Source organism: Cylindrospermum stagnale PCC 7417 (assembly GCF_000317535.1).
Taxonomy (GTDB): Bacteria; Cyanobacteriota; Cyanobacteriia; order Cyanobacteriales; family Nostocaceae; genus Cylindrospermum; species Cylindrospermum stagnale.
This window is the reverse complement of the sequence record NC_019757.1, coordinates 2,062,501-2,075,749: the sequence shown is the minus strand read 5'-3', so window position 1 is coordinate 2,075,749 and position 13,249 is coordinate 2,062,501. Positions and strand designations below refer to the sequence as shown.

Below are 13,249 nucleotides of genomic sequence, written 5' to 3'. Positions count from 1 at the left end.
CTTAACGACGGGTTAGCACTATGAGTAGCTTTTTCTGACTGGGGTCATTTGAGATTTCCCCAATATCTTCATCATCCCATTCCCGATTGTTGATGGACAAGCGGGATCTTCTGAGTTTCTGGTGATCAATAAAGCTATTAATTTGGTCATGCTGAACTAAGAGTTCAGCACGGAATGACATCTATCATACTTTCCTCTCCTCTGGTAAAAGAAGAGCTGACCAGCAGCAAAATTGGTGTTTTTAGAGGTACTTCTTAAAGGCTAGCGTGACATTGTGACCGCCAAACCCAAAAGAATTGGATAGCGCCACCTCTACGAGTTGAGCGCGGCTAGTATGGGGCACATAATCTAGGTCACACAGCGAGTCAGGATTTTCCAGATTGATTGTTGGTGGAATTTGATCATTGGCGATCGCCAATACAGTGGCTACGGCTTCAATGCCTCCAGAACCTCCCAAAAGATGACCAGTCATCGATTTGGTGGAACTGATTGCCACATGATAGGCAGATTCTCCCAAAGCTTTTTTAATTGCTGCGGTTTCCGTTGAATCATTAGCTGGGGTGCTAGTACCATGAGCATTGATGTAGCTTACCATTTCTGGTGTGAGTTCCCCATCCTTGAGTGCCAGTTCCATGGCTCTAGTAGCTCCTATACCACCGGGTACTGGGGAGGTAATATGGTAAGCGTCACAGGTCATGCCATAGCCAACCATTTCAGCATAAATGCGAGCGCCACGACTAATGGCGTGTTGCAATTCTTCGAGAATCAAAATTCCCCCACCTTCACCCATGACAAATCCGTCGCGATCCCGATCAAAGGGACGACAAGCATTAGCGGGGTCATTGCGAGTTGAAAGCGCTCGCGCTGCGGCAAATCCGGCCACAGACAAGGGTGTAACTGCCGCCTCACACCCCCCGCAAATCATCGCCTGGGCATATCCCCCTTGAATTAGGCGAAACGCATCTCCTATGGCGTTAGAACCAGCGGCACAGGCTGTCACAGAGCAGGAATTTGGGCCTTTAGCACCAGTGTGAATTGCTGTTAATCCTGCTGCCATATTGGGGATCATCATCGGGATCATGAATGGGCTACAGCGATCGGGTCCGCGGTTTAAGTAGATAGTTTGCTGGTCTTCTAAAACCTTAATGCCGCCAACCCCAGAACCGATGATGACACCTATCTGTTCTGCATTTAGGTCATTGATGACCAACTGCGCGTCCTCTACAGCCTGTTTTGCAGCCGCAATCCCAAATTGGGCAAACCGATCCGCACGCTTGGCTTCTTTGCGCTCCATATAATTACATGGATCGAAGTTTTTCACTTCACCAGCAATGCGGCAATCATGGACAGACGCATCAAATAAAGTGATGTAGTCAATGCCGTTACGTCCACTTAACAATCCGTCCCAATATTCAGCTGCTGTGTTGCCAATAGGTGTGATCGCGCCAACACCAGTTACAACAACGCGGTTACGTTTATAATCTGTCATGACTTAGTTAAAGGTGGCGAGAAAGCTGCAAGCAAAATAATCACGAGTGCTGAGTTTCAAGTCCTGAGTCAAGAGTTTACTGTTTGTTTGATAAATTATGCTTGGTGCTTTTCCGAGAAAAGCCTAGTAGAGTCTATAAACTCAGCACTCAGCACTCATGACCAGGCAATTTTTTAGGCGGATGCGGCAACGTTATGGTTGATGTAATCCACTACCTCTTGGACCGTTAAAATCTTTTCGGCGGCTTCGTCAGGAATTTCGATCTCAAATTCTTCTTCCAAAGCCATTACCAGTTCTACGATATCTAAGGAATCAGCCCCTAAATCATTTGTAAAACTGCCGTCTGGTACGACTTGTTCCGGCTTAACGTCCAATTGCTCGACGACGATTTTCTTTACCCTTTCAAAAATATCTGCTTGGCTCATAGATAAAAGTCCTTAATTGAGTTGCTATGATTTGCTCTTAATTGGCAATGTTGTTTTGAGCATATACATCTTATCGGAAAGCGTGATCGTCCGTATATGCCCCAGCCCCAAAAGAAGTTTGGCTCAGTGTTGGTCTGAATGCTCGATGGAATGAGGTAAAGCCGAATTTGGGCACAGCGGTCGGGAGCGTATTGCCGAATAGTTTTCGTTCAGCAAACTTTAACACCGATTCCTCCCAGGAATAGGGTAACAGAACCCAATCTGGTGTTTGTCGGCTAAAGAGTGCGCTTTGCGCCATCGCATATACCGCTCAATGCTTTCTGTTCTCCAAAATGTCTCAATCGGGTTTTCACAACTATGCCAATAAAACTAACAGGTTCTATCGCTCCCTTTATGCCAAACCGCATTCAAAATTCCTGTAAGGATTAAAATTGAAAAAAGCGACGTAAGCCTTACAAGACAATGGCTCTACACTAATTTAGCTTTAATTAGCATCAATAAATTCGGTAGAGCCAATTACAAAGAATGATAAAACAGTTATTGTCAGGGCAGTTGCCCTACTCAAATATATTTCTATGCTATCTCAGACACTGAAATACGCTTACTTCCCTGGCTGTGTAGCTCAAGGTGCTTGCAGGGAACTTTACCTCTCAACTCAGGCCCTCACCCAAGCATTGGGCATTCAATTAGTTGAACTGAAAAAAGCTGCTTGCTGCGGTTCAGGTACGTTTAAAGAAGATTCCCAACTGTTGGAAGATACGGTCAACGCTAGGAATATTGCCCTAGCAGAAGAATTAAATCTGCCCCTACTGACCCATTGCAGTACTTGTCAGGGTGTTATCGGTCATGTTGATGAACGCCTGAAAGAATGCCGGTCAAGCAATCCCGCCTACATTGAGCAGGTTAATGGTTTGCTGCACAAAGAAGGCTGTGTACCTTATCGTGGGAGTACTGAGGTTAAACATCTCCTCTATGCTCTAGTGGCAGATTACGGTATAGAGGAAATTACCAAACGTGTCACCCGTAAGTTGACTGGGTTAAAATGTGCTGCTTTTTATGGCTGCTATCTCCTCCGTGCCCAAAAGTCTATACCCTATGACGACCCTTTTCAACCGGAAGCGATGGAAAACGTGTTTCGTGCAGTAGGTGCAACACCAATTTATTACCGTGGTCGTACACAATGTTGCGGTTGGCCTTTGTCTAGCTACGCCACTACCCAATCTTTTAAAATGGCAGGCATGCACATTCAAGAAGCCTTGACAACTGGCGCTGATTGTATTGTCACCCCTTGTCCTTTGTGTCATTTAAATTTAGATTCTCGTCAACCAGAGGTGGAAAAGGTTATCGGTCAAAAGCTAGGTTTACCAGTGTTGCATTTACCTCAGTTAATTGCTTTAGCACTAGGGGTCAGCCCTAAAGACTTAGGTTTAGAACGCCACATTGTTTCTACTAAGCCAGTGTTAGAAAAATTAGGATTTTAGTGGTTGAATCATCAACTCAGCAGAGTAGGCTGGCAAGATGCTTCTTGATATCTCATTTGAGAAAATTGACGGCTCAAACAAGATGCTCTCGTAACTATGATTAACACTCAGGCTACGAGAGCTTAATTTAGTTAGACTTTACTTGGTATAGCAGTTGAACTTGCCAGATTTAGATTTTGAATTTTGGATTGAAGGAAAAACCCCTTCACTTTTGGCCTAGTTGGCGTTGCAATTGTTTTAGGGTTTGATACATGGATGGTAGGCGGCTATAAACAGCAGATATTTTGAGATATAGTTTGTGAGAAACTGCTGGACTACCGGAAACAATCTCTCCTGGCCCTATATTGTTGTGAATTCCAGCTTGCGCCGATGCGATCGCACCATCGCCTATTTTAACCTGATTGGCAACTCCTACTTGTCCAGCTAGGATTACCCGATTCCCTACTTTTACACCTCCTGCCAATCCCACCTGTGCGGCCATTGCACAACCAGCACCTATTTGGCAGCCGTGTCCTACTTGTACTAAATTATCGATTTTGGTATTGCGACCTACCCGTGTTTCACCAACGGCTGGGCGGTCAATGGTACTGTTGCAGCCAACTTCTACGCCATCTTCTAAGACTGTGTAGCCAGATTGTTCCATTTTGAACCAACCACTACGGGTAGGCACAAAGCCGAAGCCTTCGGCACCAATGACGGCACCACTGTGAATTACACAATCTGCACCAATGCGGGTGCGTTCTTGGATGGTGCAGTTAGCATGTAAGGTAGTGCGATCGCCAATTTTGGCATCTGGATAAATCACCACGTTGGGATGAATAATTACATTATTGCCAATCTCCACCTCTGGCTGAATCACAACATGGGCACCAATATAAACATCACTACCAATTTTCGCCGTCGGGTGAATCACAGCACTGGGATGAATGGATGGTGCTGGGCGATATGGTTGATAGAAAAGAGCGATCGCCTGGGCAAACAATAATCGTGGTTCCGGGGTCGCTATCCAAACAATACCTCTTTCTTGTGCCAGTACCTGTAATTCTTCGTCTTGGGGCAAAATTAAAGCACTAGCGTTCGTCTGGCTAACAAACGAGGCAAATTTTGCTCCTTCTATATAACTGAGACTGCCATTGCTAGCTGCATCCAAGGGCGCTACTCCGTTAATATCTGGGTCGTAGCCTGGGTTAGCGGTGAGGCTGTGGTTAGTGGCGGTGTCGCCCAATAGGTTAATGATTTCGCTGAATTTCATGATTTAGAGCTATCTCTGCGTATTTTTGCCTGAATCTGTAGTTCCCATAGCCTTTCCAGCTAAATAGGCGGTTGTCCAAGCACTTTGGAAGTTAAAACCGCCAGTAACGCCATCAATATCTAATATTTCTCCAGCAAAGTACAGACCAGGAACTAAGCGACTTTCCATTGTTTTGAAGTCAACTTCTTTGAGTTTGACACCGCCACAGGTGACAAACTCTTCTTTAAAGGCTCCTTTGCCATTAATTAAGTATTCCCCTTGGGTGAGTTCCAGCACCAGCTGATTTAACTTTTTGTGAGGAAGTCCAGCCCAACGGTCTTCTGTGGTAATATCTGAACGAGCGACCATATATTGCCAGAGGCGATGGGGTAGATCAATGCCGCGATGTAAGGCGATCGCTTTTTGGGGCCATTCTTGCTTCACTGCTAATAATTTTTTCCGCACCTGTTCTTGCTGCAAATCAGGCAACCAATTGATCAATAATTTGGCTTGATAATGGCTATCATGCAAAACTCTCGCACCCCAAGCAGAAAGCTTGAGCACAGCTGGGCCACTCAAACCCCAGTGGGTAATTAGCAAAGGCCCTGTTTGTTGGAGTGGGGTTTTTCCGCCCGCAAACAACCGTAACTGCACAGGGTTCACACTAATTCCCGCCAACGCCCGCAGGGTCGATTCGGGAATGTTAAAGGTAAATAAGGAAGGGACAGGTGGTTCAATTTGATGACCTAACTCCCTAGCGATTTTATAACCTATCAGGCTACTACCCGTGGCAAGAAGTAGGCAATCGCAATTTTTCGTCTCTCCCGACTTGAGAATAATCTCAAATCCCTCTTCTTTCCCCGACTCTTGCGGAGATAATTTTCGTTTTACTGAGACTACAGGTGTCCCAATACGAAGTTCTACCCCAGCCGTGGCCGCAGTTTTGATCAAACATTCCACAATTGTTTCTGAAGTATTTGTCACAGGAAACATCCGTCCATCAGCTTCAATGTTCAGATATACTCCCTGAGCCGCAAACCAAGCTGCTGTATCTTTAGCTTGAAAGCGAGTGAACGCACCCCGCAAAGCGTTTGCGCCTCTGGGGTAATTTTGCACCAAACTCTCTGGTTCAAAGCAAGCATGAGTGACGTTACAGCGCCCCCCACCAGAAATCAGTACTTTCGCTAATGGTTGGCGACTGGCTTCGAGTAACGTGACGTGGGCATCAGGGTTAGCTTGAGCGCAAGCGATCGCGCCAAAAAATCCCGCTGCTCCACCCCCAATAACTACAATGTTTAACGGTAACAAGTTCAAAAATATCTCAATAGCACCTACCCTCTAGGCTAGCCGTTATTTTCACACTTCCACTAGTTGAAATTTATCTCTTTTCGCATCACAAACCAAACACACCCAATCTTCTGGTATGTCTTCAAAGGCTGTGCCCCTTGAATATTCCTTCGTTGGCTGGAATGAAGCAAGTTCGTTAATTTATCCGAAAGTTACAAAAGAAAGGTATCGGCTCAATAAGTAGGGGTTGCAGAAGAAAATAAGTGAAGCGATGCACACACAGTGTCATAAAATATGCAATATGACGCAAAAGCTTATTTCAAATGAAAAATCAGTATGCGATTTGCTGCAAACCATCGAGCCAAAAGGGATTGCAGACGAATCCATGCGTCAGACAGTAGAGGTATTACTGAACCTAATAGAGCAATTACAATTAAAAGTAAAAGGCTTAGAATCAGAGAATCAACACCTGCGGGATGAAAATAACCGATTAAAGGGAGAACAAGGGCAGCCAGAGATAAAAGCCAAGAACAAAAATCGTAAGTTGGGAATCAGCTTTTTTGAGTATGTGCGTGACCGCATTTCTCAGGTTGGGAAGATTCCATTTTTGGAGACTATTATTCGCGAAAAATCTGCTCTCAATCCCTTGGGTTGGTCATGGATGCCCGAACAACTCCCTCCCCCGAACTATTGAGCGGATACGAATTAACTATTACCTTAGTAATCTCTCCGGAGGACAAAAACAGCGGGTAGCGATCGCTCGTGCTTTGGTGAGTCGTCCCCAATTAGTTTTAGCCGATGAACCAACTGCTGCGTTAGACAGTAAGACTGGTCGAGAGGTTGTAGAACTAATGCAGCATTTGACTAAAGAACAAGGTTGTACCATCTTGCTTGTAACCCACGACAATCGCATTTTGGATATTGCTGACTGTATCCTTCATATGGAAGATGGTCATCTTGCGAAAGAACTAGTAGCCTAACTCCTATTTTAGCGCCAAAAACCGGCTCTTCAGCTATTAAACTGCTGATCCAGCAGATTACAGGTAATTAGCATCCACTTAAGAAAGTCGGAATAAACGGATTGTAACAATGGGGGGTGCGGAAGGTGGGATATAAAGCAGGGTTTCTGTGATCCAACAGCTGGCACTACTGAATAGAAGCGGCAAAAACGTTACAAGACTGAAGACTTGTTTTCTGTTACCTGGATGAACGTTTCAAACTCACCATTGGGCGTCCATTGGATTGCCCCATTTTTGCCGGTGAAGAATACTTTTATATTTGCTTTACTCAGTTCCGACAAAGTTTTTTGGTCAAAGTTGGCAGAAGAACTATTCCTCGAAGATGTGCCAGTGCCGATCACCACCTGTGGTCGCAGAGCCAAAACTAAATCTTTCAAAGACTCAGAGGCACACCACAGCACTTGTGGACGAGACAAAGTCCCTGTCTTAACTAGCTGTGTTATCTCTTGAGACTTGACATTACCGACTAATAACCAATTCTGATCAAAAACTTGCAATTGTAAGATGGGTAATTGATTGTTGACGAATTGGGCAATTATCGAACCAGCATTCACAGTTTGACCAAGTGTCAAAGATTGGTAGACTCCTTGATGCTTTTGCAGTTCCTGTTGAATTGCCTGAGATTCCGGGGTATTTTCTGGATTGCGAGAATATTTATAAAAATTTTTAATCGGTAACCGTCGCAGGAGTTCCACCCAAGCATCATTTTCATTACCTGAAAATTTACTGGCAATCGCCCAATCGATTTGATTTACGCCCTGTTGTTGCAAAAACGGTAGGATTGTGAAGCGGCCAGTATTTTCATCTCCGCTATTAATTAGAGTGATAGTCCCTTGATCTTGAATCACCAAAACTGGTTCTGCGCCGGCGGCTAATACTGTTATCCTGAATAACGTGTTAGCAGAATGCCAAACTGGAATCAGTACCAAAGCCATGGCAAGTAACCCAGCAAAACCCCACCGTTTCTGCCACCAACGCACCAGCCAAGCCAATATCATCAGTGTATAAATCGCCAGCATCTGCCAAATTGATATGCTACCGACCGCAACCAAGTTCCCTGGTAAATTACTAACAAATTCCACTAGCTGAATTAGCCAATTAGTAGGGTAATACAACACCCCAGCCAAAAAGCTTCCAGCTTCTGGCAAAATTAATGCTGCGATCGCACTGATAATTCCACCTATACTAATAATTGAGATCAATGGTGTACTCAGGATATTTAGTAGCAAGCTGTAAGTTGGCACAACTCCAAAAACAGAAAGCTGCAAGGGTAAAGTCCAAATTGTTGCCGCCAAGGGTACAGCAATCAAAGAAGCGATCGCCGGGGGTAACCAACTCAAGCGTTGAATAATCGGCGGTACCGTCACAATTAATCCCAGCGTTGCTAAAAAACTCAGTTGAAAGCCTAAGTCCCAAATCCATAAAGGGTTAAACAGCAACAACAATGTCGCTGCCAGCAGCAATGACCCCAACTGTTTTACCTTTCTTTGCAATGCTAGACCAATTAATGCCGCAAAACCCATAATTACAGCTCTGAGAACCGCAGGCTGGAAACCTGTTAAACCAAGGAAAATAATTAAAGCCAACGAAGCGAGGGTAATTTGCATCCCCTTTTTTGCCCGTCTTGTCAGCTGTAGTATTACACTCAAAATCAAAGAAGTTTGAAAACCGGAAGCTGCCAAAGCATGAGCTAATCCCGCTTTGATAAATAAGTCGCGGATATCGTAGGGTAAATCAACAGCTTTGCTGCCCAAAACCATTGCACTAACAAGTGGTCCTTGCGGTATACCCAACCAACGAACTTGGGATCGTACAATCCGCTCCCGAACTTGCCACCATCCCCATTGACGGTCTTCATCCAGCACATTTACCTGTTGTCCTATCAAACCAGCATAAGTGCCTTCCTGCTTGAGAAACTTCTGAAAATCAAAAGCGCCAGGATTTGATGCCACCTTTGGTTTATACAAAACCCCGGTCACAGCTATTTGTTGACTAGGGTATAACCCAGTAGCCTGAAGTATAGGCACCGTCACATACAATTTACCCGTTGCCCCTTTTGGTACACCTGCTGGGACTTGATCATTTTTGACCTCATCCATCTGAGTCACTTGCAGCCAAAATTGTCCCCGCTGGCTGCGAGTCAAGCGGGGATTACTCACCACTTCACCACGCACTATGACTAATTGTTCTTGATTAGTGTTTTTTCCAGAGGGTACAAATGTACTAATGTCTTTTACTCCCGGTCGTGGCACCCGCAATTGAAAATACAGAGTTGCCAACAGCCCCACCAAACCAGCAACAAGCAATATTTTAGGATAGGGAAGACTTTGCCATGTATTAGCTCCTGCCTTAGTTTTAGTAACAGCATTTTCTCGTTTCTGAGCAACTTGCCGCAAAATACTTTGGCGTCTGTGAGACAAAACTGCCATCACTATCCCCAAAATTACAATCCACATCCCACCCCAGGGAATTGCTGAAAACAGCAGCCCCAAAATATAGCCAAGACAAATAATCACACCACTCGTCTGAATCATAAAATTTTTTGTCAAAGTAACTGGCGAATATAATTCGCAGTTATGCAGGCTAAGTCCGCACAGGCCAACTTTATGAACATTTAGCCTGCTTTAGCAGACTTTGTTAGCTATCTACTAGAAATGCAATTCATCACATTTCTTCTTTGGTAACAGCAGCATCATTAATGGATGTCTCTAATGCAGAATCGCTTTAGAGATTCCAAAAGAAGGAATCCAAGCCGTGATCGGTTCTAAAACTTCACTTATATTTACCATCTGACGCACACCATTGTTGATACCGTATAAATTCTATCTCGTTACCAGGCCGATCCTGGTAACGAATGTCTAGATGCAGAGCATCTTTTGACATAGGAGATTTATTACCAAAGCAATGAGAGAATTACCCAAATAACATAAGAGGCAATTGGAATCCACAACAGCAAATCAATAATATAGCCGTAATGGAATTTCTCTGTTGGTTTTGAAATAGGTTTTCGTGAAATTGTTGCTACAACGAGTGGCAAAACAGTTGGTTGTGTGACTGGTTGTAAATTTTTAAGCAATGGGAAACCCAACTTCTCCCTTTGCTCAACATATAAATGAGCCACCTTCCTTGCCAAATGCCTAATCCGGGCAATGTAACGAGTCCTCTCCGTAACTGAAATTACACCTGCTGCATCCAACAAATTAAAAGCGTGAGAACACTTGATTACGTAGTCCAAACTTGGTAACACCAATCCTCGTTCCGTCAATTGCGTAGCTTCTTGCTCATATAAATTAAACAAGGTCAACAGCATCTCCGGGTTCGACGCTTCAAAGTTGTAGGTACACTGTTCAATCTCCCCCTGGAGATGAACATCACCATATGTAATGTAGTCTGTCCACTGGATCTTAGTAATTGCTTCCACTTGTTGGAGATACATCGCTAATCGCTCCAATCCGTATGTAATCTCAATAGACACAGGACGACAATCAATTCCCCCACACTGCTGGAAGTAAGTAAATTGAGTAATTTCCATACCATCTAACCAGACTTCCCAGCCAGTACCCCAAGCTCCCACCGTCGCATCTTCCCAGTTGTCCTCGACAAAACGAATATCGTGATCCTCCGGACGAATGCCTAAACCCCTCAAAGAATCCAGATAAATCTCCTGGATATTATCTGGCGAAGGCTTAATCAGGACTTGGTACTGGTAGTAGTGCTGGAAACGATTAGGATTTTCGCCGTAGCGTCCATCCGTCGGGCGACGGCAAGGTTCAACATAAGCCACAGCCCACGGTTCTGGCCCCAGCGCCCTTAAAAAACTATGGGGATTCTTCGTGCCTGCGCCTTTCTCCATATCGTAAGGCTGGGCGATCAAGCAACCGCGATCGCCCCAAAACTGATGCAATATAGCTATTACCGACTGAAAATTCACGCTCTACTATTCCTTAGTCAGCACAATGCATAAACCATTGTTGCCTAAACCCAGCACTATAAGGATTTTAGTCAGTGCAAAAATGGTTCCAAAATTATTTTGGAAAAAGAGTTGACAAAAGATTGTGTGCTCGCTATATTAGATGAGTGCCTGAAAAGCGAGCGCGACAGAGCGGCGCCGGAAGGAACCGAACCTTGAAAATATTATAGTTTGAAAGCCAGTATAAAACAACTAGCCTGCGTCAGTAAAAAATAACCTGACCGAGGTTGTAAGAATCGGTTGAAAGAGCTAAAACAAACAAACCAAAACGGAGAGTTTGATCCTGGCTCAGGATGAACGCTGGCGGTATGCTTAACACATGCAAGTCGAACGGTCTCTTCGGAGATAGTGGCGGACGGGTGAGTAACGCGTGAGAATCTGCCTTCAGGTCTGGGACAACCACTGGAAACGGTGGCTAATACCGGATGTGCCGAGAGGTGAAAGGTTAACTGCCTGAAGAGGAGCTCGCGTCTGATTAGCTAGTTGGTGGGGTAAAAGCCTACCAAGGCGACGATCAGTAGCTGGTCTGAGAGGATGATCAGCCACACTGGGACTGAGACACGGCCCAGACTCCTACGGGAGGCAGCAGTGGGGAATTTTCCGCAATGGGCGAAAGCCTGACGGAGCAATACCGCGTGAGGGAGGAAGGCTCTTGGGTTGTAAACCTCTTTTCTCAGGGAATAAAAAAATGAAGGTACCTGAGGAATAAGCATCGGCTAACTCCGTGCCAGCAGCCGCGGTAATACGGAGGATGCAAGCGTTATCCGGAATGATTGGGCGTAAAGCGTCCGCAGGTGGCTATGTAAGTCTGCTGTTAAAGAGCAAGGCTCAACCTTGTAAAGGCAGTGGAAACTACATAGCTAGAGTGCGTTCGGGGCAGAGGGAATTCCTGGTGTAGCGGTGAAATGCGTAGATATCAGGAAGAACACCGGTGGCGAAAGCGCTCTGCTAGGCCGCAACTGACACTGAGGGACGAAAGCTAGGGGAGCGAATGGGATTAGATACCCCAGTAGTCCTAGCCGTAAACGATGGATACTAGGCGTTGCTTGTATCGACCCGAGCAGTGCCGTAGCTAACGCGTTAAGTATCCCGCCTGGGGAGTACGCACGCAAGTGTGAAACTCAAAGGAATTGACGGGGGCCCGCACAAGCGGTGGAGTATGTGGTTTAATTCGATGCAACGCGAAGAACCTTACCAAGGCTTGACATGTCGCGAATCTCCTTGAAAGGGGAGAGTGCCTTCGGGAGCGCGAACACAGGTGGTGCATGGCTGTCGTCAGCTCGTGTCGTGAGATGTTGGGTTAAGTCCCGCAACGAGCGCAACCCTCGTTTTTAGTTGCCAGCACTTCGGGTGGGCACTCTAGAGAGACTGCCGGTGACAAACCGGAGGAAGGTGGGGATGACGTCAAGTCAGCATGCCCCTTACGCCTTGGGCTACACACGTACTACAATGCTACGGACAGAGGGCAGCAAGCTAGCGATAGCAAGCTAATCCCGGAAACCGTAGCTCAGTTCAGATCGCAGGCTGCAACTCGCCTGCGTGAAGGAGGAATCGCTAGTAATTGCAGGTCAGCATACTGCAGTGAATTCGTTCCCGGGCCTTGTACACACCGCCCGTCACACCATGGAGGCTGGTCACGCCCGAAGTCGTTACCCCAACCCTTGTGGAGGGGGATGCCTAAGGCAGGACTGGTGACTGGGGTGAAGTCGTAACAAGGTAGCCGTACCGGAAGGTGTGGCTGGATCACCTCCTTTTAGGGAGACCTACCCACTCAGATATCGAAAACAATCAGTGATTAGATATTGAGTTGGTCATCCTAAGGTCGGTCGCAGATGGTTATTGATGGCTTTCAAACTATGATTGGTTCGTTTAGGGGCTATTAGCTCAGGTGGTTAGAGCGCACCCCTGATAAGGGTGAGGTCCCTGGTTCGAGTCCAGGATGGCCCACCTGAATCAATTAAAAGTCTAAAATCTAAGCATTAAAAAGGCGGAAAGTCTTTATTTGCTAATTTTTAATTTTTAATTGTTGATGGGGGTTTAGCTCAGTTGGTAGAGCGCCTGCTTTGCAAGCAGGATGTCAGCGGTTCGAGTCCGCTAACCTCCACCTAGTGTGACGGTTACCAAGCTCAATAAACACAGCTATAAATAGTAAAAAAGTGTTAAAATAGTCTTTGTGGTATCTTAGACTGTATGGTAGGATAGTAGACCGGGGAAAATTCAGCAACTAGGCTTATATGCCAGACTGCTGGGAATGAAACCAGCCAGAACCTTGAAAACTGCATAGTGACGCGAAAAAAATTGCAGGCAGACACAGACATAAGTCATGTTCGTGGATGCTTTAAAGTGA

The 13,249-nt window shown here is 45.6% G+C and carries 9 protein-coding genes, 2 tRNA genes, 1 rRNA gene and 2 pseudogenes; 6 read left to right on the top strand and 8 right to left on the bottom strand.

Translation table 11 applies throughout. The features are described from left to right. Position 1 precedes the first annotated feature (1 nt). The 3 genes from CYLST_RS08530 to acpP all read right to left on the bottom strand — a co-directional run bounded on the left by CYLST_RS08530 (position 2) and on the right by acpP (position 1,914). Positions 2–181: a hypothetical protein gene (locus CYLST_RS08530; protein WP_015207307.1), complete on the bottom strand. Its 180-nt coding sequence runs from the start codon at positions 179–181 to the stop codon at positions 2–4. A gap of 60 nt (positions 182–241) precedes the next feature. Further along, positions 242–1,489: a beta-ketoacyl-ACP synthase II gene (gene fabF / locus CYLST_RS08525; RefSeq protein ID WP_015207306.1), complete on the bottom strand. Its 1,248-nt coding sequence runs from the start codon at positions 1,487–1,489 to the stop codon at positions 242–244. Positions 1,490–1,662: 173 nt separating this feature from the next. Further along, positions 1,663–1,914: an acyl carrier protein gene (gene acpP / locus CYLST_RS08520; RefSeq protein WP_015207305.1), complete on the bottom strand. Its 252-nt coding sequence runs from the start codon at positions 1,912–1,914 to the stop codon at positions 1,663–1,665. Between the two features lie 575 nt (positions 1,915–2,489). On the opposite strand from acpP, the gene CYLST_RS08515 reads away from it, so the two are divergent. Continuing rightward, the gene (locus CYLST_RS08515) at positions 2,490–3,395 is read left to right on the top strand and encodes a CoB--CoM heterodisulfide reductase iron-sulfur subunit B family protein (RefSeq protein WP_015207303.1); all 906 of its coding nucleotides are present in this window, start codon (positions 2,490–2,492) and stop codon (positions 3,393–3,395) included. Positions 3,396–3,600: 205 nt separating this feature from the next. Here CYLST_RS08515 and lpxD read toward each other — a convergent pair whose 3' ends face one another. From lpxD to CYLST_RS33215, 3 genes are read right to left on the bottom strand one after another with little or no spacing between them, the layout of a single operon-like run. Next, on the bottom strand, positions 3,601–4,647 hold the full coding sequence (lpxD, locus tag CYLST_RS08510; protein ID WP_015207302.1) for a UDP-3-O-(3-hydroxymyristoyl)glucosamine N-acyltransferase: 1,047 nt from the start codon (positions 4,645–4,647) through the stop codon (positions 3,601–3,603). A 9-nt stretch (positions 4,648–4,656) separates the two neighbouring features. After that, a complete protein-coding gene (locus CYLST_RS08505; protein ID WP_041233520.1) occupies positions 4,657–5,934 on the bottom strand; it encodes a BaiN/RdsA family NAD(P)/FAD-dependent oxidoreductase in 1,278 nt (425 codons plus the stop codon). A gap of 48 nt (positions 5,935–5,982) precedes the next feature. After that, entirely contained in the window at positions 5,983–6,114 is a 132-nt protein-coding gene (locus CYLST_RS33215) for a rubredoxin (RefSeq protein ID WP_085960767.1), read from the bottom strand. A 100-nt stretch (positions 6,115–6,214) separates the two neighbouring features. On the opposite strand from CYLST_RS33215, the gene CYLST_RS35500 reads away from it, so the two are divergent. Both CYLST_RS35500 and CYLST_RS08495 read left to right on the top strand, forming a co-directional pair. Beyond that, positions 6,215–6,607 (top strand): hypothetical protein, encoded by a 393-nt coding sequence (locus CYLST_RS35500; protein ID WP_015207300.1) that lies wholly within the window; start codon positions 6,215–6,217, stop codon positions 6,605–6,607. Between the two features lie 7 nt (positions 6,608–6,614). Further along, a pseudogene (locus CYLST_RS08495) lies at positions 6,615–6,893 on the top strand (ATP-binding cassette domain-containing protein); the annotation flags it as partial. A 191-nt stretch (positions 6,894–7,084) separates the two neighbouring features. Here CYLST_RS08495 and CYLST_RS08490 read toward each other — a convergent pair. Both CYLST_RS08490 and glyQ read right to left on the bottom strand, forming a co-directional pair. Beyond that, on the bottom strand, positions 7,085–9,466 hold the full coding sequence (locus tag CYLST_RS08490) for a ComEC/Rec2 family competence protein (RefSeq protein ID WP_015207299.1): 2,382 nt from the start codon (positions 9,464–9,466) through the stop codon (positions 7,085–7,087). Positions 9,467–9,996: 530 nt separating this feature from the next. Further along, a pseudogene (glyQ, locus tag CYLST_RS08485) lies at positions 9,997–10,863 on the bottom strand (glycine--tRNA ligase subunit alpha); the annotation flags it as partial. Between the two features lie 304 nt (positions 10,864–11,167). On the opposite strand from glyQ, the gene CYLST_RS08480 reads away from it, so the two are divergent. From CYLST_RS08480 to CYLST_RS08470, 3 genes are all read left to right on the top strand, one after another. Then, a 16S ribosomal RNA gene (locus CYLST_RS08480) occupies positions 11,168–12,656 on the top strand. Positions 12,657–12,775: 119 nt separating this feature from the next. After that, positions 12,776–12,849: transfer RNA gene (locus tag CYLST_RS08475), tRNA-Ile, on the top strand. 84 nt (positions 12,850–12,933) lie between these two features. Next, positions 12,934–13,006 (top strand) — tRNA-Ala (locus tag CYLST_RS08470). The last annotated feature ends 243 nt before the right edge of the window (positions 13,007–13,249 follow it).

What these genes read in the sequence shown, in the direction of transcription:
- CYLST_RS08530 (WP_015207307.1), bottom strand. Translation starts at nt 181, where the DNA reads ATGTCATTCCGTGCTGAACTCTTAGTTCAGCATGACCAAATTAATAGC.
- fabF (WP_015207306.1), bottom strand. Translation starts at nt 1,489, where the DNA reads ATGACAGATTATAAACGTAACCGCGTTGTTGTAACTGGTGTTGGCGCG.
- acpP (WP_015207305.1), bottom strand. Translation starts at nt 1,914, where the DNA reads ATGAGCCAAGCAGATATTTTTGAAAGGGTAAAGAAAATCGTCGTCGAG.
- CYLST_RS08515 (WP_015207303.1), top strand. Translation starts at nt 2,490, where the DNA reads ATGCTATCTCAGACACTGAAATACGCTTACTTCCCTGGCTGTGTAGCT.
- lpxD (WP_015207302.1), bottom strand. Translation starts at nt 4,647, where the DNA reads ATGAAATTCAGCGAAATCATTAACCTATTGGGCGACACCGCCACTAAC.
- CYLST_RS35500 (WP_015207300.1), top strand. Translation starts at nt 6,215, where the DNA reads ATGACGCAAAAGCTTATTTCAAATGAAAAATCAGTATGCGATTTGCTG.
- CYLST_RS08490 (WP_015207299.1), bottom strand. Translation starts at nt 9,466, where the DNA reads ATGATTCAGACGAGTGGTGTGATTATTTGTCTTGGCTATATTTTGGGG.